Below are 24732 nucleotides of genomic sequence, written 5' to 3'. Positions count from 1 at the left end.
TTCTGGCGGCGCGAAATCGGGGCAAGGGCGGCTCAGATTGGCGACCGCGTTCGCGCGGCGGGGATGCGGGTCGCGGGCCTGTGCCGCACGCCCTATCTGACCGGATCAGAGGCGGGCTCGGATGACGAGGTCAAGGCCGGCATCGATATGGCCGCCGCCCTTGGCGCGCCGGTGCTGACCATCGTGACGGGCGGAACCGATCCCGGCACCAAAGGCATTGCCGACAGCCAAAAGCGGCTGGCCGGGCGGGTGGCGCAGGTGGCGGAATATGCCGGGGCGCGCGGGATACAGCTTGCGCTGGAGCCTTTGAACCCGATGTTTGGCGGCAACCGGACCTGCATCTTCACCGTCGCCGATGCGATGCGTATCTGCGACATGGCGGGCGCGCCGAATGTCGGCGTGGCGGTCGATGTCTATCATGTCTGGTGGGACAGCACGCTGGCCGACAGCCTGCAAGGCGCGCGGGGCCGCATCATGGGGTATCACCTGTGCGACTGGCTGCACGACACCGGCCACATGCTGCTGGACCGGGGCATGATGGGCGATGGTGTGGCCGATCTGCGCGCGATCCGCGCCGCAGTCGAGGGCGCGGGCTATGACGGGCTGTGCGAGGTCGAGGTGTTTTCTGCCGGAAACTGGTGGAAGCGCGACCCGAACGAGGTGCTGGATGTGATGGTGCAGCGGTTCCGTACGGTCTGCTGATCCTCCTATCATCACGGATGGCCGGCGGCGTTTTTGGATCAAAGCCGTTGACGCCGCGCCATCGAAGCCGTTTCATAGAACTCAACTCGCCGGGAAGGATCGGCGAGGCAGGGAATCGGGAGGGGCGACCTGTGCTTAAGGGGATCGATCCGGTGATCAGCCCGGATTTGCTGCGCGCTTTGGCTCAGATGGGCCATGGCGATGAGATTGCCATTGTGGATGCGAATTTTCCGTCAGTTTCGGTCGCCAGCCAGACAGTTGCCGGGGTGGCGCTGCGCGTCGATTGCGATGCCGTGCGCGCACTAAAGGCCGTGCTGTCGCTGCTGCCGGTGGATGACTTCGAACCCGATCCGGTGCTGACCATGCAGGTTGTCGGCGATCCGGATGCGATCCCGCCCGTGATCGCCGAGGCGATGCCGGTGCTGGCCGCCCATGACCTGCGGCCCGCCTCGCTGGAGAGGTTTGCGTTCTACGAGCGGGCCAAGACCGCCTTTGTGGTGCTGCGCTGCGCCGATACGCGGCCCTATGGCAATTTCATCATCCGCAAGGGCATCATCGCGTCCTGATCACGCCGGTCGCGGCTTGCAAAAAACTGTTCATTAACAGCAAGCGGGCCGCGTGTGAAACCTGTACAAATTTCCACTTGCGTGCCGCATTTATATATAGGTACAGTGTTTATATAAAAATAGCGAAAGCTGGGATAAGAGGTGTTCCGATGCTGCTGAAAGGCAAGGCGATGCTGGCCGACAGCGGCATCACGATCTGATCGCGGTCGGGGGAGGGACGGCGATGCAAGGGATCGACGCTCACTGCCATTTCTGGCGGCCTTCGCGCGGCGATTATGGCTGGCTTGACGGGCAGGGTGGCCCTCTGGCACCGATCCGGCGCGATTTCCTGCCAGCGGATTATCCTGCCGATGCGCGTCTGATCGTGGTGCAGGCCGCGCCCAGTCTGGCCGAGACGGATTTCCTGCTGTCACTGGCGGCAGAGGCTCCGCAGATCGCGGGCGTCGTCGGCTGGGTCGATCTGTCCGACCCTGATGCTGCCGGGATCCTGGCCCAACGGGCCCAAAATCCGCTGCTAAAGGGCGTTCGCCCGATGTTGCAGGACATCGCCGAAACCGAATGGCTGACCCGTCATGCGCGCCCCGATGCTATCGAGACCCTGTGCGATTTGGGGCTGCGCTTTGACGCGCTGGTCACGGCGCGACATCTGCCGATGCTGGCGCGTTTCGCCGAACGCTATGACAACCTGCCGCTGGTGATCGACCACGCCGCCAAGCCGCAACCGGGTGCGCGCGACGACTGGGAACGGGGCATGCAGGCGCTGGCCGCCTTGCCGCATGTGCATTGCAAGCTGTCGGGCCTGATGACCGAGCTTTCCGCCGATGAACTGGCCGACCCGCTGCCTGCGCTGCGGGCAATTACGGACCGGCTGCTGGACTGGTTCGGCGCGGACCGGCTGATCTGGGGCAGCGACTGGCCGGTGCTGACGCTGGCCGCGCCTTACGGCGACTGGAGCGATCTGACGGCGCGGCTGCTGGAAAATCTTTCCGACATCGGACGCAACGCAATTCTGCGCGGCAACGCGGCGCGCTTCTACGGGGTGAGGGCATGAACGAACTTGTGCGGATGCAGGGAATCGACAAGCGATTTCCCGGCGTCCATGCGCTGAAAACGGTGGATTTCGACCTGCGCGCGGGCGAGGTTCACGCGCTGATGGGCGAAAACGGTGCCGGGAAATCGACGCTGATGAAATGCCTGTCCGGCGTTTATCAGCCCGATGACGGACGGATCCTGATCGATGGCAAGCAGGTTGCGATGCCGACGCCCAAGGCGGCGCAGGATCTGGGGATCGGGATCATCCATCAGGAACTGGCACTGATGCGCGACCTGAACGTCGCCCAGAACATCTGGATCGGACGCGAACCGCGCATGTCCCTTGGCCGCATCGACGAGGCCAGGCTGAACGCCGATGCCGCCGCGATCTTTCAGGGCATGCATGTCGCGATGGACCCGCGCACGCCGGTATCGTCGCTGACCATCGCCCGTCAGCAGATGGTCGAGATTGCCAAGGCTCTGTCCTTTCGATCACGTGTGCTGATCATGGACGAGCCTACCGCCGCCCTGAACGACAGCGAAATCGCCGAGCTGTTCACCATCATCCGCAAGCTGCGGGCCGAGGGCGTGGGCATCATCTATATCAGTCACAAGATGGACGAGATCAGACGCATCTCGGACCGGGTGACTGTCATGCGCGACGGCGCCTATGTCGGCACGGTGCAGGCCGCCGAGACGCCGATTTCGCAGATCATTTCCATGATGGTCGGTCGCGAGATCGACGAAGAGCCGGTGAAAATTCCTGATCTTTCCGCCGCCGAAACCGCGCTTGAGGTGCGCAATCTGCATCGCGGGCGCGATCTGAAGGGTGTCAGCTTCAGCCTGAAAAAGGGCGAAATCCTTGGCTTTGCCGGGCTGATGGGTGCCGGGCGGACCGAGCTTGCCCGCGCTATCTTTGGTGCCGAGCCGCCGGAATCGGGCGAGATTCTGGTTCACGGCAAGCCCATGACGATCCGCAGCCCCTCGGATGCGGTGCAGGCGGGCATCGGCTATCTGTCCGAGGATCGCAAGCATTACGGGCTGGCGCTGGGGATGGATGTGCGTGCCAATATCGCGCTGGCCAGCCTGCCGCGCTATGCCGACCGGCTGGGCCAGATCAACGAACGCGAACTGGCCGGGATCGCGCGCGAATATATCGACATGCTGAACATCCGCACGCCGCATGACCGGCAAGAGGTGCGGCTGCTGTCGGGCGGCAATCAGCAAAAGGTGGTTATCGCGAAATGGCTGCTGCGCGATTGCGACATCCTGATCTTTGACGAGCCGACGCGCGGCATCGACATCGGTGCGAAATCCGAGATCTACAAGCTGCTGAACGATCTGGCCGCCGAGGGCAAGGCGATCATCGTGATATCAAGCGAATTACCCGAGGTGCTGCGCCTGTCGCACCGCATCGCGGTCATGTGTGAGGGACGGTTGACCGGCATTCTGCCCGGCGGAACCAGTCAGGAAGAAATCATGGCGCTGGCAACGCAGCGTGAAGGGATGACGGCGGAATGAGCACGGCAGAAAAAAAGACAGGCGCAAAGGAACACCGGCGCGGCGCGGCACAACAGAAGCTTTGGGCCTTTGCCAGCCTGATCGTGCTGATGATCGGCTTTTCGCTGGCCAGCCCGAACTTCTTTCAGGTCTCGAATATCATGGCGATCCTTCAGGCCACCTCGGTCAACGGGGTGCTGGCGGTCGGCGTGACGCTGATCATCGTGACCGGCGGCATCGACCTGTCCATCGGGACGCTGATGACCTTTTGCGCGGTGATGGCGGGCGTCGTGCTGACCTGGGCGGGCTTGCCGCTGATCTTTGGCATCGTCGCGGCCATCGGAACAGGCGCGCTGTGCGGGCTGATTTCGGGCACTTTCGTGGCCAAGATGAAAATCCCGCCCTTCATCGCCACGCTTGGCATGATGCTGATGCTGAAGGGCCTGTCCCTGATCGTGACCGGCACCAAGCCGATCTATTTCAACGACACACCCAGCTTTACGCTGATCGCGCAAGGCTCGGTCATCGGGGCGATCATCCCGGCCTTTCCGGTTCCGAACGGCGTGCTGATCCTGTTCATCGTCTCGGGCTTCGTGGCGTGGATTCTGGGCCGGACGGTGCTGGGGCGCTATACTTTCGCACTGGGATCCAACGAAGAAGCGGTGCGCCTGTCGGGCGTCAATACCGATGCATGGAAAATGGCGATTTATGCGCTGGCGGGCGGCATCTGCGGTATCGCGGGCCTGCTGATCGCCAGCCGCCTGAACTCGGCCCAACCCGCGCTTGGTCTGGGATACGAGCTTGAGGCGATCGCCGCCGTCGTGATCGGCGGCACCAGCCTTGCGGGCGGGCGCGGCACCATCCTTGGCACGCTGATCGGCGCGCTGATCATGTCGGTGCTGACCAACGGCCTGCGCGTCTTGTCGGTCGCGCCGGAATGGCAGACCGTTGTAACCGGTGCGATCATCATCGTCGCCGTCTATGCCGACCAGTTGCGGCGGCGCGGCGCGAATTAATACAGACAGACTCGTGAACAGCCAGGGAGGAAAAACCACATGTTCAGCAGAAGAACCTTGTTTGGCGCGGTTGCCGCATTGACGCTGGCCGGGGCCGCGACCGGTGCACTGGCGCAGGACCAGATGTACATCCCGCTGATCTCGAAAGGGTTTCAGCACCAGTTCTGGCAGGCCGTGAAGGCCGGAGCCGACAAGGCGGGCGCGGATCTGGGTGTCAAGGTCACGTTCGAGGGGCCGGATAACGAAACCCAGGTGGACAAGCAGCTTGACATGCTGTCCGCCGCGCTGGCCAATAACCCCTCGGCCATCGGCTTTGCCGCGCTGGACAGCCAGGCCGCCATTCCGCTGCTGCGCAAGGCGCAGGATGCGGGCATCCCGATCATCGCGTTCGACTCGGGCGTGGACAGCGACATTCCGGTGGCGCTTGCTGCAACCGACAACGTTGCAGCCGCCGCGCTGGCCGCCGACAAGATGGCGGAACTGATCGGCGATGCGGGCAAGGTCGCCGTGGTCGCGCATGACCAGACTTCGCGCACCGGGGTGGACCGCCGTGACGGCTTTGTGAACCGTATGAAAGAGGCGCATCCGAATATCGAGGTGGCGGCAATCGAATATGGCGGTGGCGACCACCTGAAATCGACCGAGATCACCAAGGCGCTGCTGACCGCGAATCCCGACCTCAAGGGCATTTTCGGCACCAACGAGGGCTCGGCCATCGGGGTTGTGAACGGCGTCAAGGAAATGGGCACGCAGGGCATCGTGATCGTCGGTTACGATTCCGGCAAGGCCCAGAAGGATGCGATCCGCGACGGGCTGATGGCCGGTGCGATCACGCAGAACCCGGTCGGTATCGGCTATGAGACGGTCAAGGCCGCCGTCGCCGCCTCGAAGGGCGAGGCGGTTGAAAAGACCATCGACACCGGTTTTTACTGGTACGACAAGAACAATATCGACGACCCTGAAATCGCTGCGGTCCTTTACGACTAAGCGCGGTTGAACCGCCGGGGGCCGTCGTGGTCCCCGGCCTTGCAAGAATGAGGTACAGATGAAACTGCTGCGCTATGGTCCCGCCGGGCAGGAAAAGCCCGGAATTCTGGATGCGTCGGGGACGATCCGCGACCTTTCGGCCCATGTTGATGACATTGCGGGCGATGTGCTGACCCCCGAGGGGCTGGCCCGGATCGCCGCGCTTGACCCCGCCTCGCTGCCTGCGGTTCAGGGCTCGCCTCGCATCGGGCCATGTGTCGGCCGGGTGGGCAAGTTCATCTGCATCGGCCTGAACTATGCCGACCATGCCGCAGAAACCGGCGCGGAAATCCCGGCAGAACCTGTCGTGTTCAACAAATGGACCAGCGCCATCTGTGGACCCGATGACGACATCGAAATCCCGCGCGGATCCTCCAAGACCGACTGGGAGGTCGAACTGGGCGTGATCGTCGGCAAGGGTGGCCGTTATATCGACGAGGCCGACGCGCTGTCCCATGTCGCCGGGTATTGCGTCATCAACGACGTGTCCGAACGCGAATGGCAGATCGAACGCGGCGGCACCTGGGACAAGGGCAAGGGCTGCGACACGTTCGGTCCCATCGGCCCGTGGATCGTGACCCCCGACGAGGCCGGAAATGTCGGCGACCTGAAGATGTGGCTGGAGGTTGACGGCCATCGCTATCAGAACGGCTCGACCTCGACCATGATCTTTGGCGTGGCGCGGATCATCAGCTATCTGTCGCAGTTTTTGTCGCTTCAGCCGGGGGATGTGATCTCGACCGGGACGCCTCCGGGTGTCGGGCTGGGGCAAAAGCCGCCGGTCTATCTGAAGGGTGGGGAAACCATGCGTCTGGGGATCGATGGCTTGGGCGAACAGACCCAAAAGGTCGTCCGCGCGTAACAGCCGTGGCCCCTTCATACGAAATTTAAGTCGCCGTTGGTTCGCGGTGCGCGGCAACGGGGTCTCTCGTTGCCGCGTTTTTTCTGAAACCGATCAAGTCCGGGGGACATGATGGATCTGCATTTGCAGGACAAGGTGATCATCGTGACCGGCGGTGCCTCGGGCATCGGCGCGGGCATCACCGAATTGCTGGCCGAAGAGGGCGCGCGCCCGGTGGTGATCGCGCGCAGGCAGCCCGACCCCGAATGGCTGGCCGCCCATGGCGCGCATTTCGCGCAGGCGGAACTGTCCGACGATGCCGCCTGCCGCTCCGCGATCAGCCAGATCCGCGACCGCTTTGGCGCGATTCACGGGCTGGTCAACAATGCCGGGGCGAATGACGGCGTGGGGCTGGACAAGGGGCCGGACGCCTTTCGCGCCAGCCTGAACCAGAACCTTGTCCACTATTACACGATGGTCCACCTGCTGCGCGACAACCTGCGCGCGACGAAGGGCGCAATCGTCAATATCAGCTCGAAAACCGCGCTGACGGGGCAGGGGGGAACCTCGGCCTATGTGGCGGCCAAGGCGGCGCAGCTTGGCCTGACGCGGGAATGGGCGGTCGAGTTTCTGCCCGACGGTGTCCGCGTCAACGCGATTGTCGTGGCCGAGGTGATGACCCCGCTGTACCAACGCTGGCTGGACACACTGCCCAACCCGCAGGCCGCCGTGGCGGACATCACCGCGCGCATCCCCTTGGGCCAGAGGATGACCAGTGCTCGCGAGATTGCCGATTGCTGCGCCTTTCTGCTGTCTGACCGGGCCAGCCACATGACCGGGGAATGGTTGTTCCCGGATGGCGGCTATACACATCTGGACCGCTCGATCCAGGCGACGGGCGCGCAGTAGGGCGGACCACGCCGCACCGGTTCTTGCCCTGAACCGTCTTGCCGGTGGCCCCGCCGGGTGATTTGCGTCCCGCGGTGGCCGGGGGCGTTGCACCCCCCGGACCCCCCGCCCCCCTCTTGCCCCCTCTTCAAGTGGGGGGGACAAATTCCGTAGCGTCGTTCATGTTGGCAAAGAGGGATCAGCCACCTCCCGGCAACGACCGGGTCCGGCCATGAGGAGGAAAGCATGAGCGATACTCAGCAAACATTGGCAGCGCCTGCGGCGGTGTCGTCGGCGGCGCGTGACCGCGCCATTCATGTCGAGCAGTTGACCTGCACCATCGGCGCGGAACTGTCCGGTGTCGATCTGGGCGCGGCTGCGCGCGATGCGGATCTGCTGGCCGAAATCCGTGCCCATCTGCTGCGCCACAAGGTTCTGTTCTTCCGCGATCAGGATTTCAGCCGCGCCGATCACGTTGCCTTTGCCAGCCATTTCGGCCCGCTTGAGGATCATCCCGTCGCGGGCAGCGACCCCGACAATCCCGGTCTGGTGCGCATCTACAAGACGCCCGAATCGGCGAATGACCGCTATGAGAATGCCTGGCATTGCGATGCGACCTGGCGGGAAAAGCCGCCGATGGGCTGCGTGCTGCGCTGTGTCGAATGCCCGGATGTCGGCGGTGATACGATGTGGGCCAACATGGCTGTCGCCTATGACCGGCTGCCGGAACATATCAAGACCCGCATCGCCGGATTGCGCGCGCGGCACAGCATCGAGGCCAGTTTCGGCGCCGGAATGCCCATCGAAAAACGGCTTGCGCTGAAAGAGCAGTATCCCGACGCCGAACATCCGGTTGTCCGCACCCATCCCGAAACCGGTGAAAAAATCCTGTTCGTGAACGCCTTCACCACGCATTTCACGAATTTCCACACCGCCGAGAATGTGCGTTATGGTCAGGATTACGCGCCGATGGGCAGCCAGTTGCTGCACTATCTGATCAGTCAGGCGCAGATCCCCGAGTTTCAGGTCCGTTGGCGCTGGAAGCCGAATTGCGTGGCCTTCTGGGATAACCGGGCAACCCAGCACTATGCGGTGATGGATTATCCGCCCTGCCATCGCAAGATGGAACGCGCCGGCATCATGGGCGACGCCACTTTCTAGGCGCGCCTGCACCACACCAATCAGTAACGGAAGGAAGTAACCATGAACTTCATGGATGGATCCCTGTTTCCCGAAAACCAGGAAAAGCTTGTCATCACCTGCGCGCCCTATGGCCCGGAATGGGAGATGGATGATTTCCGCGAAGATATCCCGCTGACCATGGACGAACATGTCCAGAAGGCGGTCGATTGCTATAACGCCGGTGCCACCGTGCTGCACCTGCATGTCCGCGAAGAGGACGGCAAGGGTTCGAAGCGGCTGTCGAAATTCAACGAGTTGCTGTCTCGCCTGCGCGTGGCCGTGCCGGATATGATCCTTCAGGTCGGCGGCTCGATTTCCTTTGCCCCCGAGGGCGAGGGTGCCGAGGCGAAATGGCTCAGCGACGATACCCGTCACATGCTGGCCGATCTGGAGCCGACGCCCGATCAGGTGACGATCGCCATCAACACCAACCAGATGAACATCGTCGAACAGATGTGCCCGGCCGACATCGCGGGCACCTCGATCGCCGAACCGGCGCTGTATCAGGCCTATCGTGAAATGACCGTGCCCGCCGGCCCCGAATGGGTTGAAGAGCATATCCGCCGCCTGTCCGAAAAGGGCATCCAGACGCATTTCCAGCTTGCCAGTATCAGCCAGTTCGAAACGGTCGAGCGGATGATGCGCAAGGGTACCGCGAATGTGCCGCTGATCCTGACCTGGGTGTCCATCGGCGGCGGGTTTGACGCGCCGAACATCTATAACCTGGCGAATTTCGTCCGCGCGGTGCCTGACGGGTCAGTGCTGACGCTGGAATCGTCGATGCTGAACGTGCTGCCGATGAACATGATGGCCATCGCGATGGGTCTGCATGTCCGCTGCGGGATCGAGGATAATATCTGGCGTCAGGACCGTTCCGCCAAGATGGGCTCGGTCGAACAGATCGAACAGCTTGTCCGTATCTCGCGCGAGTTCGGTCGCGAGGTCGCCAACGGTCAGGAAGCGCGCCGCATCTATCGCATCGGCGAGTTCTACAAGAACGCCGACGAGACCCTGGCCCGCAACGGCTTTGCGCCCAACCGGGCACCCGGTCAGCGCGGTTTTCAGCAAGTCGCGGCCGAGTGATCTCATGTCACAGAGCACGACCATCCTGATCGTTCCGGGTCTGCGCGACCATGTGGACCTGCACTGGCAGACGCTGCTGGAAAAGCGCTTGCCGAATGTGGTCAGCGTTCCGCCCATGGGCCGCGAGGATCTGGACTGTGCCCGCCGTGTTGCCGCCATCGAGGCGGCAGCACGGTCGGTCAATGGCCCGATGATTGCCGTGGCCCATAGTGGCGGCTGTATCATGCTGGCCCATTGGCTGCGCCACACCACGCGCAAGCTGACCGGCGCGCTGCTGGCTACGCCGCCTGATTTCGAATCGCCGATGCCCAAGGAATACCCGTCCATCGACGAACTGGAGGCCGGGGGCTGGCTGCCGGTGCCGCGCGAGCGGATGCCGTTTCCAGCCATCGTCGCCGCCAGCCGCAACGACCCTCTGGGCAGTCTGGCCCGCATCACGGCCCTGGCGGACGACTGGGGCGCGCGGCTGGTCGATCTGGGCAAGGTCAAGCATCTGAACCCGGCTTCGGGTTTCGGTGACTGGCCAATGGCGGATCGTCTGATCGCCGAAATCGAGGAAAAGGCGCGGGCTCGCGCCTGACCCCTGCAAGAAAAGGAAAACCCATGGCCCAGATGTTCCGTGTCCACCAGCTTGGCGGTCCCGAAGTTCTGACACTTGAGAAGGCCGAGGTCGGCAATCCCGGTCCAGGCGAGGCGCGCGTGCGCCACAGCTATGTCGCTGTGAATTTCATCGATATCTATTTCCGGACCGGGCGCTATCCGATGCCGCTGCCCAACGGGCTTGGCTCGGACGCGGTGGGCGTGGTCGAAGCCGTGGGCGAGGGTGTCACCGACATTCGCCCCGGCGACCGCGTGGGCTATCTTCTTGGGCCGCAGGGGGCCTATTCCGATGTGCGGGTGATGCCCGCCGATGTGCTGATCCCGATTCCCGACGGGGTGACGGACAGCACTGCGGCGACGCTGATGATGCGGGGCATGACGGCGCAATACCTGTTCCGTCAGGTCTATCCGCTGCATGGCGGCGAGACGATCCTGTATCACGCCGCCGCCGGCGGTGTGGGCCTGATCGCCTGCCAATGGGCGCGGGCCCTGGGCGTGACGATGATTGGCACGGTCAGTACCGACGAAAAGGCGGAAATCGCCCGCGCCAATGGCTGCGCCCATGTCATCGTCACCGCGCGCGAGAATATCGCCGAACGCGTGCGCGAGATTACCGATGGCAAGGGTGTGCCCGTGGTTTACGACTCGGTCGGCAAGGACACGCTGATGGCCTCGCTGGACAGCCTGTCGCCGCGCGGTTCGCTGATCAGCAACGGCACATCATCCGGCCCGGTCGAGATCGACACGACGCTGCTGGCGGTCAAGGGTTCGATCTGGCTGACGCGCCCCGCCATGGTCCATTACGCCACCCCGCGCGCGCATATGCTGTCTATGGCGCGCGAGCTTTTCGATCTGGTCGAGGCTGGCAAGATCGTCAGCAAACCGGGGAAAATCTTTGATTTTGCCGACGCCGCCGAAGCGCATCGCGCGCTGGAAGGCCGCAAGACCGTCGGCTCGACCGTGCTGAAACTCTGACCGGTCCAACACGTCGCAGGAGGGGAAACATGCTTGGACAGATGATGCGGATGCCGCTGTTGATTTCGGCGCTGCTGACGCATGCCGAACGTCATCATGGCGAACGAGAGATTGTGTCGCGCAGGGTTGAAGGCGACCTGCACCGTTATCGCTATTGCGATCTGGGCGGTCGGTCGCGGCAACTGGCGCGGGCGCTGGACAAGCTGGGTATCCGGCAGGGCGACCGGGTGGGGACGCTGGCCTGGAACGGCTATCGTCACATGGAGCTGTATTACGCGGTGTCAGGATCGGGCGCGATCCTGCACACGATCAACCCGCGCCTGCATCCCGACCAGATCCTGTGGATCGCCGATCACGCCGGCGACCGGGTGTTGTTCTTCGATCTGACCTTCATGCCGCTGATCGAACAGATCGCGGGCCGCGCCAAGGGGATCGAGGTGTTCGTGGCCATGTGCGACCGCGACAGCCTGCCTGATTCCGGCCTGGTTCCGAACCTGATATGTCACGAGGATCTGATCGCAGCAGAGGCCGACGATTTCGAATGGCCCGAGCTTGACGAGAACGCGGCCTCGACGCTGTGCTATACCTCGGGCACGACCGGGCATCCCAAGGGGGTTCTTTACAGCCACCGCTCGGCAGTGCTGCATTCGCTGGCTTCGGCACAGCCTGACATGTTCAACCTGTCGGCGCGCGATGCGATCCTGCCGGTCGTGCCGATGTTCCATGTCAACGCCTGGGGGCTGCCCTATACGGCCTGCATGGTCGGGGCCAAGCTGGTCTTTCCGGGGCCATGGCTGGACGGCCAGTCCCTTCACCGCCTGATCGAGGACGAAGGCGTCACCATGTCGGCGGGCGTGCCGACCGTCTGGCAGGGGCTGCTGGCCCATGTGGAATCGACTGGCGGCGCGTTCAGTTCGATGCGCCGCACGATCATCGGCGGGGCGGCCTGCCCGCCGCAGATGATCCGCTCTTTTCAGGACCGCCACGATGTTCGCGTCATCCATGCCTGGGGCATGACCGAGCTTAGTCCGCTTGGCACAGTCTGCACGCCCAAGCCGGGGCAGGAAGGGCTGTCCGGGGACGCAATGCTGGCCCTTCAGACCAAGCAGGGCCGCATGCCCTTTGGAATCGACATGAAGATCACCGGTGCCTCGGGCAAGGAACTGCCCCATGACGGCGCGGCGTCGGGCGAGTTGCTGGTGCGCGGCCATTGGGTTGCGGGATCCTATTTCCGGCAGGACGCGGATGGCCCGCTGCAGGATGGCTGGTTCCCGACCGGCGACATCTCGACCATCGACGCGGATGGATTCATGCAGATCACCGACCGCAGCAAGGATCTGATCAAGTCCGGGGGCGAGTGGATCAGCTCGATCGACCTGGAAAACATCGCTGCCGCCCATCCGGGGGTGGCGCTGGCCGCCTGCATCGCCGTTCCGCATCCGAAATGGGATGAGCGCCCGGTACTGGTCCTGCAACGCCAGCCGGGGGCCGAAGAGGTGACGGCGAGCCAGATCCTTGACCTCTATCAGGGCAAGATAGCCCGCTGGTCCACGCCCGACGACGTGATCTTTATCGACGCGATGCCGGTCGGTGCCACCGGCAAGATCCTGAAGGCCGAACTCAGGGCCCGGTACCGCGACCATGATCTGACCAGCGCCAACACCTGACTTTCGCCAGGGAAGGAGACGACATGTGCTTTGAATTCAAAATCCCTGCATCACCGTCTGAACCCGCCAGCCTGCGCTTTGTCGGCCCGCCTTGCCAGAGGCTTGCTGCCGTCTGTGCGGCACGTCGGGCGCTTTACCATCCGGTGGCCGCCCCGTCAGGGCAGGGCAAGCCATCGTCAGACGGCGCGGACCCGACACTCCGGTCCGCGCCGTCGCCGGAAAATTCGCCGCGCGGCTAGCGCGAAAAACATGGACCGGTAATGGCCGGTCGTATTGGGGAGGAAAGATCATGAAATTGTCGATGCTTGCAGTTGTCGCCGCCTTGTCTGCCGGGACGGCCGGGATGGCCCTGTCCGACGAACTGCGGATCGGAATGGCCGCGCCCGAGAACACCCCCTGGGGTACGATCACGCATAAATTCGCGGACAAGGTCGCCGAACTGACCGGAGGTGAATTGACCGTCAGCGTCTATTTCAACAATGAACTGGGCGATGAACAGACCATGGCGCGGCAACTGGCGCGCGGGCGGCTGGATATGGCGGAACTGTCGAATGTCGCCTCGTCGCTGCTGGTGCCGGAATACGGGCTGCTGCTGTCGCCCTATGCCTTCGATTCGCTGAAGCAGGCTGATTGCGTGGCCGACGGCAATCTGGCCGAGACCTTTGGAGAGTCGTTCCGCAGCGCCGGCGCGGTTTTCCTGACCCCGGTTGAGGTCGGCAACATGACCATCATGTCGAAAACCCCGATCCGCACGCCCTCGGATCTGCAAAATGTCAAGATCCGCACCTCGCCCACGCAAAGCGACACCTATTTCATTCAGGCGGCGGGTGGCGCGGCGGTTCCTCTGGGAACGGCTGACAGCTTGCCTGCGCTGAAGACCGGGCAGGTGACGGCGCTGACCACGCCCATCGTGATCGGCGTGGCCGGGGGCTATGCCGCCGCTGCTCCGCAGGTGACACGCACCAATCACGGCCACCAGATCGGGACCATCCTGGTTTCGGCGCAGCGCTGGGACGGCCTGTCCGAGGAAAACCGCGCCGCCCTGACCGAGGCCGCCAAGGTCTTTGTCGAACTGCGCCCGCTGATGCGCGAGACCGAAGAGGCCATGCTGAAAAAGGTCGCGGAATCGGGCGGTAACGTCGTCGAGCCCACCCCGGACGAGATGACCCAGTGGAAGGCGCTTGCCCCCGAAGTCCGCGAACGCATGATGGCCGATATCGGCGGAAATTCCGTCGCGATCTGGGATGCAATCGAGGCTGCCAAAGCCACTTGCGGACAATAGGAGGGCGGCGACGATGAGGACCGTCCTTTCCGTCCTGCAATTCCTTGAATCCACGCTTGCGACACTGGCTTATGTCGGTGTCGGAGGTATGCTGATCGCCGATGTCCTTGGACGCGAACTGTTCGGTGTGTCGATCCTTGGCCTGCAAAAGCTGGCGATCTATGCCGCCATCGTCGCCGGTTTCGTCGGCCTTTCGCTGGCGACTGCGGCCAATGTGCATTTGCGGCCCGAGGTGTTCGACCGGCTGGTTCCGCCGCATTATGACGGCCTTGCCAACCGCATCAGCGATGGCTTCGCCGCGCTGTTCTTTGCCGGTCTGGGTGTGATCGCCATTCGCTTTGTCATGCAGTCGGCCGATGTGGGCGACAAGGCCGCCATTTTCTATTTCGTGCTTTGGCCGATCCAGATTGTCATGCCCTACGCGTTCTTTTCTTGCGCCTTCCGGCATCTGGCCTTCGCCCTCCGCCCGGACCTGAAGCCGAGGGGAGAAGCGAAATGATCTGGCTTTTGCTGCTTTTCATTCTGGTCCTTCTGGCCCTGCGTCAAAGCGCTGTGGTCATTCTGCTGTTCATGACCGGCTTTGTGCATCTGGTCTGGGGCGACGGCCATGTGGAATATCTGGTCGAGGACATGTGGGTCAGTCTGGACAATGACCTGATGCTGGCCATCCCGATGTTCCTGATTGCCGGTAATATCATGACCCGCGGTTCCATCGCGCGGCGTCTGATTCACATCACCACGCTGATGACCGACCCGATGCCCGGAGGGCTGGGTGTTGCCGCGATCCTCAGTTGCGCAATGTTCGCGGCGATCAGCGGCTCGTCTCCGGTGACGCTGATGGCGGTGGGGGCGATCCTTTATCCTGCGCTGATCGAGAATGGTTATTCCAAACGCTTCGCGATGGGGGCCATTACCTCGGGCGGGACACTGGGGATCATCATTCCGCCGTCGATTCCGCTGATTGTCTATGGTCTGGTGACGGAACGGTCCATTGCCGACCTGTTTCTGGCCGGTATCGGGCCGGGCATCCTGCTGACGGCGGTGCTGGCCGGCTACGGGTTGTGGATCAACCGCAAGCGCCCGGCGCGTCCCTTCAACCGCCCGGAACTGGTCAAGGCCCTGCGCGAGGGGATCTGGGCGATGATGTTGCCCGTGATCCTGCTGGGCGGGATCTATTCGGGCTATTTCTCGCCGACCGAGGCGGCGGCCGTGGCCCTGGCCTATGGTCTGCTGGTCGAGATGTTCATCCACCGCGAACTGGACCTGCGCGGCTTTCACGCGACCATCATCGACGCGGCGCGGATGCTTGGCATGCTGTTTCCGATCATTGCCGTCGCGCTAAGCCTGAAATCGGTCCTGACGATTGAACGCGTCCCGCAGGAAATCGCCACCTGGGTCACATCCATGACTGACAGCCGCATCGCCTTTCTGCTGGCGATCAACCTGATGCTGCTGGTGGTGGGCTGTTTTCTGGACGTCGTATCGGCCATTGTCATCCTGGCCCCGTTGTTGCTGGTTCCGGCCATGGCATACGGGATCGATCCGATCCATCTGGGCATCATCATGGTGGTCAACCTTGAAATCGGCTTCCTGACGCCGCCCATCGGGATGAACCTGTTCGTTGCCATGTCGGTTTTTCGTGAAACCTTCCGCGAGATCTGCATCTCGGTCCTGCCCTTCATCGCGATCATCATCGCCGTGTTGATGGTGGTGGCTTTCGTGCCGCAGATATCGCTGTTCCTCTTGTAACAGGCGCCGCCGAAAAAGGAGCCCGCCATGAATACCCCCCTGACCGCGCGTGCGACCACCCTGTCGCGCGGCCTGATGCTGGCCGTGCTGGTGGCGGCCTCGGCTCGGTTCCTGTCCGATCATTACGGAGCGCCGGCGATGCTGCTGGCGCTTCTGATTGGCATGGCCTTCAACTTTCTGGCCGAGAACCCGCTTTGCGCGCCGGGGATCGAGATGGCGTCGAAAACGCTGCTCAGGGTCGGGGTGGCGCTGCTGGGGTTCAGGCTCAGCTTTGCCGACCTGTCGGCGCTTGGGATGAAATCCTTTCTGACCGTCACCGGGTTGATGGCGCTGACTATCGGCTTTGGCGTGCTGGCCGCCCCGCTTCTGGGGCGGCGCTGGCGGTTCGGCCTGCTGACCGGCGGTGCGGTGGCGATTTGCGGGGCCTCGGCGGCGCTGGCCATTTCGGCGGTGCTGCCACGGCACAAGCAGCTTGAAGAGGACACTCTGTTCACCGTCGTGGCCGTAACCACCCTGTCCACGCTGGCGATGATCCTGTATCCGGTGCTGTTTCAGATGCTGGGAATGAACGACACTCAGGCGGGCTTCCTGATCGGGGCGACCGTCCATGACGTCGCGCAGGTGGTCGGCGCGGGCTATTCCATCAGTGACGATGCGGGCAATATTGCCACCATCGTCAAGCTTCAGCGCGTGGTGATGTTGCCCGTGGTGCTGCTGGCGGTGATCATGGTGTCGGGGCAGGGCAAGGCAGGCAGCATCAGCCTGCCGGGTTTTGTCATCGCCTTTTTGGCCTGTTTTGCGATCAACAGCACCGGCTATGTGCCCAAGCCCTTCACTGACCTGTCCGTCGCGGCGTCGCAATGGCTGTTGCTGATCGCGATTTCGGCCCTTGGCGTCAGAACCTCGCTGGCCGCCTTGTTCAGCCTTGGCCCGCGCCACCTTGCGGTGATCGGGGCCGAGACGCTGTTCCTGCTGCTTATGGCGATGGTTGCAATCACCTATATCTGAGCGTGAGCCGGCGGCGGAGTCCGGTCAGTCCTGGGTCGCTGCGCCGGTATCCTCTGCATCGTCAGCCTCGGCTGTGGGTGACAGCCCCTCGGGGCGACCGACCAGAACAAAGCGCAGATCGCCGGAACGCAGCAGCCGTTGGGCGACGCGGTGAACATCGTCGCGGGTGACGGCATCGATGCGGGCGTTGCGGGTGTTCACATAGTCGATGGGCAAGCCGATCAGTTGCATCCCTGACATGATCGAGGCGATCTTGCGGTTGCCGTCAAAGCGCAGAGCATATTCGCCGGTCAGATAGGTCTTGGCGTCGGCCAGTTCCTGATCGCTTACGCCGTCGGCGGCGATGCGGTCCCATTCCTGACGGATCAGGCCCAGAGCCTCGGGCACCCCGGCGTTGGAAATTGCGCTGCCGCCCTGCCATGTCCATCCGTAAAGGCCCGTGGCCAGCCCGGTGCCGATGCCATAGGTCAAGCCGCGCTTTTCGCGCAATTCGTCCATCAGGCGCGAACTGAAGCCACCGCCGCCAAGGATGTGGTTGGCCAGATAGGCGGCGAAATAGTCGGGGTCGTCGATGGGCAGGCCCGGCCCGGCAAAGCTGACGATGGTTTGCGGGCTGTCCCAATCGATGACGGTGACGCCGCCCTCCAGTTGAAGTTCAGCCTTTTCGGGCAGGGGCGCGGTGCCGGTTTCTGGCAGGCCGCCCAGAACCTTGTCCAACATCTTGCCCAGTTCTTCGGGGGTGATGTCGCCTGCCGCGCCGATCAGCACCCGGTCGCGGGCCAGCACCCGGTTCTTGGCGGCGATCAGATCCTTGCGGGTCAGCCGGGCCAGCGTGTCCTGCGTGCCGTTGATGGAACTGCCATAGGGATGATCCCCCCATGCCTGCTGCGCCATTTCCTTCGCGGCGATGGATTGCGGCTCGGTTGCCTCGGACCGGATGATCGCCTCGACCTGTGCGCGCACGCGATTGACCGCGCTGTCGTCAAACCGCGGCTGGGTCAGCGCCAGCGCCAGCAGATCGGCGGCCTGATCGCGGTTTTCAGTCAGCGCCTGAAAGCCGACGTCCAACGAATCGTCATTGACGTCGAAACTCAGCCTTGCGCCCAGATCCTCCAGCGCCTGCGCGAAATCGGTCGAGTCCAGCTTGCCCGCCCCTTCTTCCAGCGTGGCGGTCATCAGGTTGATCGCCCCGCGCTTGTCGGGGGCATCCAGACTGGCACCACCCTTGAAATCAAGGCTGAAGGCCGTGAACGGGATCGAGTGATCCTCGACCAGCCACGCCTTGATGCCGCCGGGCGACGTGACCTGCTGGATGTCGATGGCATGGGCCGGAACCGCGAGGGTGGCGAAAAACAGCGCGATGGCGGCACGGATCATTGTTGCACCTCGGTGGCCGGGGCCTGGATGGGGCGGTTCATGGCCGCCGGTTGGGGTTCGGTCTGGTTTTCCTGCGGCGCAGGCAGCAGCCATCCGGTGACGGTCGCCTTGTTGTCGATCAGTTGTTGCGCGGCGGTCCGTACCTCATCCGCCGTGACCGAGGACAGGATGTCGGGCCAGTCGTTCACATCCTCGATCGTCAGGCCGGTGGACAGGCCCTGCCCATAGTCATAGGCGCGGCCATGGGCGGAATCGCGGGCATAGATGCGGGCGGCGCGGATGCGGGTCTTGACCCGTTCCAGATCCGCCTGGGCGGGGCCGCTGGCCGCGAAACTCGCCAGCGCCGTATTCAGCAGATCTTCGGCCTGCGGCGGGGTGACATCCTGCGCGGGAACCAGTGACAGCACGAAAGTTGTCGGATCGACCGACAGCCCGTCATAGCCCGCGTTGACCCACAGCGCCTTGCCCGGCAGCGCCAATTCGCGCCCCAGAACCGAGGTCTGCATCGACCCGCCCAGCAATTCCGCCAGCACCGTCAGGATTGCGGCGGGCTTTTGGTCGCCAGGATTGCGTTCGGGCACCAGATAGCTGCGGATCATCGTCGGCTGGGCGACGCGGGCATCCTGCATCTGCATCCGGCGCGGGGACTGCTGCGCGGGTTCCTGCGGCCGGACGCGCGGCGCGGCCTCGCCGCGCGCGGGGATCGGGCCATAATATTTCGCGGCCAGCTCATGGGCCTTTTCAGGCGTCACATCGCCGGCGAGGATCAGCACCGCCTCGTTGGGCGAATAGTGGTCGTCATACCACTTGATCGCATCCTCGCGCGTCAGCCCCATCATTTCCTGCCGCCAGCCGATGACCGGGCGGCCATAGGGGTGGTTATAGAACTGCACTGCGTTGCGTTCCTCGGCGAACAGCGATCCGGGGTCGCTGTCGGTGCGCTGCGCGCGTTCCTCCAGCACGACCTGCCGCTCGGCCTGCCAGTCATCCTCGCCGATTCGCAGATTTTGCATCCGGTCCGATTCCATCTCCATGATCAGGGGCAGGCGGTCGGCGGCAATGCGCTGGAAATAGGCGGTATAGTCGTAAGAGGTAAAGGCGTTGTCCATGCCGCCATTGGCGGTCACGGTTTTCGACAACTCGCCCGGAGCCATCTTGTCCGTGCCCTTGAACATCAGATGTTCCAGATAATGCGCGATCCCCGACTTGCCCGGCACCTCGTCGGCCGATCCGATCCGGTACCAGACCATCTGCACGATGACCGGGGCGCGATGATCTTCGATCACCACGGTTTCCAGACCGTTCGGCAGGGTGAAATGGCTGACACCCTCGGGCATCTCGGCCAAGGCAGGCAGAGCCATCAGGGCAAGCGCGGCAGACAGGGCAAGGCGACGCATGGGGTGAACCTCCGGTTACTTGCGCGGAAATCTGACCTGCAAGGCGATCATGCGCAACCCGCCCTCGCGGCATTGTGTGGCGCGGGACGACCGGGCCGCGATCCGCTGATCACGGGGCCGGGGTCAGCCGGATGGGCAGGCTGGTCGGGCCATGGGCCTGAATGCCGGTTTTCCAGCGGACCGGGCCGTCAGGCGCGATCCCGCTTGTGCGGGCCAGCAGCGCGGTGAACAGGATCTCCATGTTCAGCCGGGCCAGATTGTTGCCAAGGCAGACATGGGGGCCCGCGCCAAAGGCCAGATGCAGGTTTGGCTTGCGGGCGATGTCAAAGCGGTTGGCATCCGCGAAAGCCTGCGGGTCGCGGTTGGCGCTGGCATAAAGCAGGCCGAATTTCGTGCCCTGCGGCCAGTCCTGCCCGCAGATTGTCAGATCCTGCGCCGCATAACGGTGAAAGAACGGCAAAGGCGCGGCAAAGCGGAACATTTCCTGAATCGCCCCCGGCATCAGCGCGGGATCGGCGCGCAAGGCGGTCATCTGGTCAGGATGGGTCAGCAGCGCCACCAGCCCGTTTCCAAGCGCGTCGATGGTCGAGCCGTGGCCCGCGTGTAAAAGCTGCATGATGGTGGCGATCAGTTCGTCATGGGCAAGCTGGCCGCCGGTCTCGGGGGCGATCAGCGCGCTGATCAGATCATCGCGGGGGCGCTCGTGGCGGTCGCGATACAGATCCTCCAGCAGGTCATGAAACAGCCGCGTGGCCCGTTCGGCGCGGGCCTTCCTTTCGGGCGTGCGGTCGATGTCGAAATAGCTGACCACATCCTCGGACCAGCGGGTCATCTGCCCCGCCAATGCCGGATCGGTGCCGATCAGATGGCCGATCACCTGCCCCGGCAGGTCGGCGGCCAGATCGGCGATGAAATCGATCCGTCCTTGCGGGATCAGCCGGTCCAGCGCCGCGTCCACATAGGCAGTGATCCAGCCGCGCAGCCGCTCCAGCCCGGAACGGGTGAAGAACGGGAATACCGCGCGGCGCAGGCGGTCGTGATCGGGTCCGTCGATTTCCAGCATCGAGCTTTGCACGAACCGTTCATGAAACGGCATGTCATGAAAATTCGCCTCTATCTGCATCTGCCGCAACTGATCCGGCGAGGCAAAGGCGGCGGCGCTGCGGACCATGCGGCGGTCGGCGGCTATGGCCTGCACATCGTGCATCCGTGCAGCCAGATGCCCGCCGAACCGGGGCCAGAAGGGCAGGCCCGGCATGTCGCGCAGGTCCGCATAGGCGGGCCAAGGGTTTTCGCCAAAGCCGGGATCGGTGACGGGCAGGTCGGCGATCATTCCTCGTCGGGGCCGGCGGGGGCCGCAGGCGTCCGCGCGCCCGCCCGTTGCCAGCGCAACTGCTCGGCATAGGCGTCCAGTGCCATGGGGCGATAGCTGCGCATATAGACATCGGTATGGGCCATCACCTCAAGCGGGCCACGCGAATGGCGCGACCGCCAGCGGGCATCCTCCAGCGCCAGTCTGGCCCGGATTTCCGGGTCATTGCCCGCGCGCGAGGCATAGGCCACCAGCGCCTGATCCGATGCCGAAATACCGCTATCGGCCAGCGCCGCCGGGTTGCCGCCCAGGGCACCCACGGCATCGGCCAAGGGTGTCGGATCGGTGATATTGCTGCCTCCGGGCGTCGGTGCGGGCAGCATGGCCAGATCGGGAGGCATCGACAGGGGGCGGGTCGGCAGGATCGCGAATTCGTCCGGGCTGGTAGAGCCGGCGTTCAGGTTCGTCAGCCTGTCGCTGCCGCTGCAAGCCGTCAGACCCGCCAGCGCAACCATGCCGAATATCAGCGCAAATGCCCGCATGCCCCAGTCCTTTTATTTTATCGTTCCGGCCCGTTCTAGCGTCATTTTCCGGCCTCGTCACGGGTCTTGTCGCCGATGGCGGATGGCTGCCCGTCCGGCGGCGTGGCGCGGGGCTTGCGTTTTGCGCGCTTGCCCGGTTTCGCGGGCGCTGCCTGCGGCACCAGCACCAGACCGATGGCCCCCGCGAAAATTGCGATGTCAGCGACGTTGAAGCTGTAGGGATTATGCATGCCGGGCAGCGACATGTTCAGGAAATCGGCCACTGCGCCATAGGTCAGCCGGTCGATCACATTCCCCAGTGCCCCGCCGATCAGCGTTCCGGCGGCGATCTGCACGATCCGCCCCGCCGCCGAACGCCAGACCCAAATCCAGACCCAGCCCGAAATCGCCACCGCCACCGCGATCAGCACCCCTCGCGTTACTTCGGTGTCCGAGGCCATGAGTCCGAAATTCATCCCCTGATTCCACGCCATGCGCAGGTTCAGCCAAGGCGGAAAGACGTCGATGGCGCGCACACGGTCCAGTTGCAACACATGCACGACCCAATATTTCAGCGCCTGATCCAGCAGGATGATCACCGCCGCTATCCAGCCTGTCAGCCGCATATTCGCGCGGGCAGGGGGCTTTGGCTTGCGTACCCGTTTGGGCTTGTCCGCGCGCGGCTTTTCCGGACGCGGTTTGTCGGCACGGGGGGCCGGGGGAAGGGGCAATTCGCGTTGCATCAGTGTCTGAAATGCCGTTGGCCGGTAAAGACCATGGCCAGCCCCAGCCGGTTGGCCGCCTCGATTACCTCGGCGTCGCGCATCGATCCGCCCGGCTGGATCACCGCCTTTGCGCCCGCCTCGGCCAATGCCTCGATCCCGTCGGCAAAGGGAAAGAACGCGTCCGATGCGACGGCGGCGCCGATGGTCGGCGGTCGGGGCAGCCCAAGCGCCTGCGCCATGTCCTCGGATTTGCGCCGCCCGATGCGGGTGCTGTCCACCCGGCTCATCTGGCCCGCGCCGATGCCCACCGTGGCCAGATCGCGGGCATAGACGATGGCGTTGGATTTCACATGTTTGGCTACGGACCAGGCGAACAGCATGTCGGCCAGCTCTGCCTCCGAGGGCTGGCGCAGGGTCACGATCTTCAGCGCGTCGCGGGCCACATGGCCATTGTCGCGCCCCTGCACCAGAAACCCGCCCGCTACCTGCCGGACGGCCATGCCGCCCGCGCGCGGATCGGGCAGCCCGCCCGTGGTCAGCAGACGCAGGTTCTTCTTCGCGGCAAAGACGCGCTTTGCGTCGTCATCGGCATCGGGGGCGATCACCACTTCGGTGAAGATTTTCACGATCTCTTCGGCGGTCTCGCCGTCCAGCGGCTGATTCAGTGCCACGATCCCGCCAAAGGCCGAGGTCCGGTCGCAGTCGAAGGCCCTGCGATAGGCGTCGATGGCCGTCGCGCCGCGCGCCACACCGCAGGGATTGGCGTGTTTGACGATCGTGCAGGCTGGCCCTTCGGCGGGGGCAAATTCCGCCACCAGTTCAAAGGCGGCATCGGTGTCGTTGATATTGTTGTAGGACAGTTCCTTGCCTTGCCATTGCGTCGCGCTGGCGACTCCGGGACGGGCATCGCCGGTGACATAGAAGGCGGCGTCCTGATGCGGGTTCTCGCCATAGCGCAGCCCCTGCGCCAGCGTACCCGCAAAGGCCCGGCGGCGCGGGGTTTCCTCGCCCATGGCCTGCGCCATCCAGGTCGAGACGGCGGCGTCATAGGCCGCTGTGCGGGCATAGGCGATCTGCGCCTGCCGCTGCCGGAACCCGAATGTGGTGTGATCCTGATTTGCGTCCAGCTCGGCCAGCAGCGCGCCGTAATCCTGCACATCCACGATGACGCTGACAAAGCCGTGGTTCTTGGCCCCCGCGCGGATCATGGCCGGGCCGCCAATGTCGATATTCTCGATGCAATCGGCATAATCCGCGCCTCTGGCGACGGTTTCCTCGAACGGATAGAGGTTCACCACCAGCAGATCGATGGGGCCGATGCCATGCGCCTGCATCGCGGCCAGATGCTCGTCATTGTCGCGCAGGGCCAGCAGGCCGCCATGAACGGCGGGGTGCAGCGTCTTGACGCGACCGTCCATCATCTCGGGGAAACCGGTGACATCGGCGACATCCTTGACGGTCAGCCCCGCCTCGCGCATGGCCTTCGCGCTTCCGCCCGTAGACAGGATCTCGATCCCGCGCGCCGACAGGCTGCGGGCGAAATCAATCAGCCCGGTCTTGTCGGAAACCGAGATCAGCGCGCGTTTCAGGGCGATAGGATGGGACATGTCTGGGCCTCGCATCGGGATCTGCCGCTGAACTAGCGCCGCTTGGCCCGAAGGTCCAGCACCCCGCGCATCAATCCGCCGCCGGGCCTGCCATTGCCGGCCGCTTCGTGCGGTGCCGGTGCCGGATGTCGAGGGTCCGCGCGCAGGCCCATGCCGGGGGTCCGGGGGATGCAATCCCCCCGGCCACCGCGGGACGCAATCCTTGCGGCGGTGACGTTTCGCAAACCTCCCCCGCGCAAACCTCCCCCGCAACGTGCAAATTCCCACCTGATCGAGCAGCACGTTCTCAGCGGATCAATCGGACAGTCTTACCAGAACTGCCCGGTCAATCGAGCAGACAAGCCACCCTTCGCCGCGTCATGCCCGAAGGTCAGCTATGTGGGACTTTGCTGCCGTTCGCTTCTCAAAATTAAATGGCCGCACGTTCAGAAGCAAATCAGCAACCCCCTACTTTGCTGGCAATGTGGACACGAAGTCCCGACCGCGCCCGATCCATCGAGCTAGCCCGAATTATGCATGAGGAGTTGGTGAGACTGGCTTAACTACTTGAAGAGCTGTAGTTTTATGGTTCCTACACCCAAAGCCGCAGTTCTTCAGGATGCCGAGCCTCACCATGGATGTTTCTACACCCTCTCGTCTGTGTTTGTCACCGGTCAATGGCAAGCAGGTCCTGCTC

Annotated in this window: 23 protein-coding genes; 17 read left to right on the top strand and 6 right to left on the bottom strand. The window is 63.8% G+C overall.

Annotated features, from left to right (window positions below; translation table 11 throughout):
* From ACK5L9_RS08390 to ACK5L9_RS08310, 17 genes are all read left to right on the top strand, one after another.
* On the top strand, window positions 1-702 hold a 702-nt coding region (locus ACK5L9_RS08390), incomplete at its 5' end, for a sugar phosphate isomerase/epimerase family protein (protein WP_416911015.1).
* A 131-nt stretch (window positions 703-833) separates the two neighbouring features.
* Window positions 834-1268 carry an RbsD/FucU family protein gene (locus ACK5L9_RS08385; protein WP_416911014.1) on the top strand — a complete coding sequence of 145 codons (435 nt, stop codon included), beginning with the start codon at window positions 834-836 and terminating at the stop codon, window positions 1266-1268.
* A 223-nt stretch (window positions 1269-1491) separates the two neighbouring features.
* On the top strand, window positions 1492-2319 hold the full coding sequence (locus ACK5L9_RS08380; RefSeq protein WP_416911013.1) for an amidohydrolase family protein: 828 nt from the start codon (window positions 1492-1494) through the stop codon (window positions 2317-2319).
* A complete protein-coding gene (locus ACK5L9_RS08375; RefSeq protein ID WP_416911012.1) occupies window positions 2316-3821 on the top strand; it encodes a sugar ABC transporter ATP-binding protein in 1506 nt (501 codons plus the stop codon). Before ACK5L9_RS08380 ends, ACK5L9_RS08375 begins: the two co-directional genes overlap by 4 nt.
* Window positions 3818-4816 carry an ABC transporter permease gene (locus tag ACK5L9_RS08370; RefSeq protein WP_416911011.1) on the top strand — a complete coding sequence of 333 codons (999 nt, stop codon included), beginning with the start codon at window positions 3818-3820 and terminating at the stop codon, window positions 4814-4816. Before ACK5L9_RS08375 ends, ACK5L9_RS08370 begins: the two co-directional genes overlap by 4 nt.
* A 39-nt stretch (window positions 4817-4855) precedes the next feature.
* Window positions 4856-5803 (top strand): ABC transporter substrate-binding protein, encoded by a 948-nt coding sequence (locus ACK5L9_RS08365; protein WP_416911010.1) that lies wholly within the window; start codon window positions 4856-4858, stop codon window positions 5801-5803.
* 58 nt (window positions 5804-5861) lie between these two features.
* Window positions 5862-6704: an ureidoglycolate lyase gene (locus tag ACK5L9_RS08360; protein ID WP_416911009.1), complete on the top strand. Its 843-nt coding sequence runs from the start codon at window positions 5862-5864 to the stop codon at window positions 6702-6704.
* A gap of 108 nt (window positions 6705-6812) precedes the next feature.
* Window positions 6813-7592 carry an SDR family oxidoreductase gene (locus tag ACK5L9_RS08355; RefSeq protein ID WP_416911008.1) on the top strand — a complete coding sequence of 260 codons (780 nt, stop codon included), beginning with the start codon at window positions 6813-6815 and terminating at the stop codon, window positions 7590-7592.
* A gap of 225 nt (window positions 7593-7817) precedes the next feature.
* Entirely contained in the window at window positions 7818-8732 is a 915-nt protein-coding gene (locus ACK5L9_RS08350) for a TauD/TfdA dioxygenase family protein (RefSeq protein ID WP_416911006.1), read from the top strand.
* 42 nt (window positions 8733-8774) lie between these two features.
* Window positions 8775-9836: a 3-keto-5-aminohexanoate cleavage protein gene (locus ACK5L9_RS08345; RefSeq protein ID WP_416911005.1), complete on the top strand. Its 1062-nt coding sequence runs from the start codon at window positions 8775-8777 to the stop codon at window positions 9834-9836.
* Window positions 9837-9840: 4 nt separating this feature from the next.
* Window positions 9841-10416 (top strand): RBBP9/YdeN family alpha/beta hydrolase, encoded by a 576-nt coding sequence (locus ACK5L9_RS08340; protein WP_416911004.1) that lies wholly within the window; start codon window positions 9841-9843, stop codon window positions 10414-10416.
* Window positions 10417-10439: 23 nt separating this feature from the next.
* Window positions 10440-11411 carry a quinone oxidoreductase family protein gene (locus ACK5L9_RS08335; protein WP_416911003.1) on the top strand — a complete coding sequence of 324 codons (972 nt, stop codon included), beginning with the start codon at window positions 10440-10442 and terminating at the stop codon, window positions 11409-11411.
* Between the two features lie 29 nt (window positions 11412-11440).
* Window positions 11441-13078, top strand: a complete 1638-nt coding sequence (locus tag ACK5L9_RS08330; protein ID WP_416911002.1) for a 3-(methylthio)propionyl-CoA ligase — start codon at window positions 11441-11443, stop codon at window positions 13076-13078.
* A gap of 289 nt (window positions 13079-13367) precedes the next feature.
* Window positions 13368-14360 (top strand): TRAP transporter substrate-binding protein, encoded by a 993-nt coding sequence (locus ACK5L9_RS08325; RefSeq protein ID WP_416911001.1) that lies wholly within the window; start codon window positions 13368-13370, stop codon window positions 14358-14360.
* A gap of 13 nt (window positions 14361-14373) precedes the next feature.
* Window positions 14374-14859 carry a TRAP transporter small permease gene (locus ACK5L9_RS08320; RefSeq protein WP_416911000.1) on the top strand — a complete coding sequence of 162 codons (486 nt, stop codon included), beginning with the start codon at window positions 14374-14376 and terminating at the stop codon, window positions 14857-14859.
* A complete protein-coding gene (locus ACK5L9_RS08315; protein WP_416910999.1) occupies window positions 14856-16109 on the top strand; it encodes a TRAP transporter large permease in 1254 nt (417 codons plus the stop codon). Before ACK5L9_RS08320 ends, ACK5L9_RS08315 begins: the two co-directional genes overlap by 4 nt.
* Window positions 16110-16136: 27 nt before the next feature.
* The gene (locus tag ACK5L9_RS08310; protein WP_416910998.1) at window positions 16137-17117 is read left to right on the top strand and encodes a YeiH family protein; all 981 of its coding nucleotides are present in this window, start codon (window positions 16137-16139) and stop codon (window positions 17115-17117) included.
* Between the two features lie 24 nt (window positions 17118-17141).
* On the opposite strand, the gene ACK5L9_RS08305 is transcribed toward ACK5L9_RS08310, so the two are convergent.
* The 6 genes from ACK5L9_RS08305 to purH all read right to left on the bottom strand — a co-directional run bounded on the left by ACK5L9_RS08305 (window position 17142) and on the right by purH (window position 24056).
* Window positions 17142-18494 (bottom strand): M16 family metallopeptidase, encoded by a 1353-nt coding sequence (locus tag ACK5L9_RS08305; RefSeq protein WP_416910997.1) that lies wholly within the window; start codon window positions 18492-18494, stop codon window positions 17142-17144.
* The gene (locus ACK5L9_RS08300) at window positions 18491-19891 is read right to left on the bottom strand and encodes a M16 family metallopeptidase (RefSeq protein WP_416910996.1); all 1401 of its coding nucleotides are present in this window, start codon (window positions 19889-19891) and stop codon (window positions 18491-18493) included. The genes ACK5L9_RS08305 and ACK5L9_RS08300 overlap by 4 nt, the downstream gene beginning before the upstream one ends.
* 109 nt (window positions 19892-20000) lie before the next feature.
* Window positions 20001-21224 (bottom strand): cytochrome P450, encoded by a 1224-nt coding sequence (locus ACK5L9_RS08295; protein WP_416910995.1) that lies wholly within the window; start codon window positions 21222-21224, stop codon window positions 20001-20003.
* Entirely contained in the window at window positions 21221-21745 is a 525-nt protein-coding gene (locus tag ACK5L9_RS08290) for a DUF3035 domain-containing protein (protein WP_416910994.1), read from the bottom strand. Before ACK5L9_RS08290 ends, ACK5L9_RS08295 begins: the two co-directional genes overlap by 4 nt.
* Before the next feature lie 41 nt (window positions 21746-21786).
* Entirely contained in the window at window positions 21787-22455 is a 669-nt protein-coding gene (gene lspA, locus ACK5L9_RS08285; RefSeq protein ID WP_416910993.1) for a signal peptidase II, read from the bottom strand.
* A gap of 11 nt (window positions 22456-22466) precedes the next feature.
* Complete coding sequence (purH, locus tag ACK5L9_RS08280; RefSeq protein ID WP_416910992.1) at window positions 22467-24056, bottom strand: bifunctional phosphoribosylaminoimidazolecarboxamide formyltransferase/IMP cyclohydrolase; 1590 nt, start codon at window positions 24054-24056, stop codon at window positions 22467-22469.
* Window positions 24057-24732 lie beyond the last annotated feature (676 nt).

Source organism: Paracoccus sp. (in: a-proteobacteria), from assembly GCF_047973135.1.
Taxonomy (GTDB): domain Bacteria; phylum Pseudomonadota; class Alphaproteobacteria; order Rhodobacterales; family Rhodobacteraceae; genus Paracoccus.
This window is presented reverse-complemented; position numbering and strand designations above follow the sequence as displayed.

Excerpts from the sequence above, each read along its gene's own strand:
- ACK5L9_RS08380 (WP_416911013.1), top strand. The coding sequence starts at position 1,492 with ATGCAAGGGATCGACGCTCACTGCCATTTCTGGCGGCCTTCGCGCGGC.
- ACK5L9_RS08375 (WP_416911012.1), top strand. The coding sequence starts at position 2,316 with ATGAACGAACTTGTGCGGATGCAGGGAATCGACAAGCGATTTCCCGGC.
- ACK5L9_RS08370 (WP_416911011.1), top strand. The coding sequence starts at position 3,818 with ATGAGCACGGCAGAAAAAAAGACAGGCGCAAAGGAACACCGGCGCGGC.
- ACK5L9_RS08365 (WP_416911010.1), top strand. The coding sequence starts at position 4,856 with ATGTTCAGCAGAAGAACCTTGTTTGGCGCGGTTGCCGCATTGACGCTG.
- ACK5L9_RS08360 (WP_416911009.1), top strand. The coding sequence starts at position 5,862 with ATGAAACTGCTGCGCTATGGTCCCGCCGGGCAGGAAAAGCCCGGAATT.
- ACK5L9_RS08355 (WP_416911008.1), top strand. The coding sequence starts at position 6,813 with ATGATGGATCTGCATTTGCAGGACAAGGTGATCATCGTGACCGGCGGT.
- ACK5L9_RS08350 (WP_416911006.1), top strand. The coding sequence starts at position 7,818 with ATGAGCGATACTCAGCAAACATTGGCAGCGCCTGCGGCGGTGTCGTCG.
- ACK5L9_RS08345 (WP_416911005.1), top strand. The coding sequence starts at position 8,775 with ATGAACTTCATGGATGGATCCCTGTTTCCCGAAAACCAGGAAAAGCTT.
- ACK5L9_RS08340 (WP_416911004.1), top strand. The coding sequence starts at position 9,841 with ATGTCACAGAGCACGACCATCCTGATCGTTCCGGGTCTGCGCGACCAT.
- ACK5L9_RS08335 (WP_416911003.1), top strand. The coding sequence starts at position 10,440 with ATGGCCCAGATGTTCCGTGTCCACCAGCTTGGCGGTCCCGAAGTTCTG.
- ACK5L9_RS08330 (WP_416911002.1), top strand. The coding sequence starts at position 11,441 with ATGCTTGGACAGATGATGCGGATGCCGCTGTTGATTTCGGCGCTGCTG.
- ACK5L9_RS08325 (WP_416911001.1), top strand. The coding sequence starts at position 13,368 with ATGAAATTGTCGATGCTTGCAGTTGTCGCCGCCTTGTCTGCCGGGACG.
- ACK5L9_RS08320 (WP_416911000.1), top strand. The coding sequence starts at position 14,374 with ATGAGGACCGTCCTTTCCGTCCTGCAATTCCTTGAATCCACGCTTGCG.
- ACK5L9_RS08315 (WP_416910999.1), top strand. The coding sequence starts at position 14,856 with ATGATCTGGCTTTTGCTGCTTTTCATTCTGGTCCTTCTGGCCCTGCGT.
- ACK5L9_RS08310 (WP_416910998.1), top strand. The coding sequence starts at position 16,137 with ATGAATACCCCCCTGACCGCGCGTGCGACCACCCTGTCGCGCGGCCTG.
- ACK5L9_RS08305 (WP_416910997.1), bottom strand. The coding sequence starts at position 18,494 with ATGATCCGTGCCGCCATCGCGCTGTTTTTCGCCACCCTCGCGGTTCCG.
- ACK5L9_RS08300 (WP_416910996.1), bottom strand. The coding sequence starts at position 19,891 with ATGCGTCGCCTTGCCCTGTCTGCCGCGCTTGCCCTGATGGCTCTGCCT.
- ACK5L9_RS08295 (WP_416910995.1), bottom strand. The coding sequence starts at position 21,224 with ATGATCGCCGACCTGCCCGTCACCGATCCCGGCTTTGGCGAAAACCCT.
- ACK5L9_RS08290 (WP_416910994.1), bottom strand. The coding sequence starts at position 21,745 with ATGCGGGCATTTGCGCTGATATTCGGCATGGTTGCGCTGGCGGGTCTG.
- purH (WP_416910992.1), bottom strand. The coding sequence starts at position 24,056 with ATGTCCCATCCTATCGCCCTGAAACGCGCGCTGATCTCGGTTTCCGAC.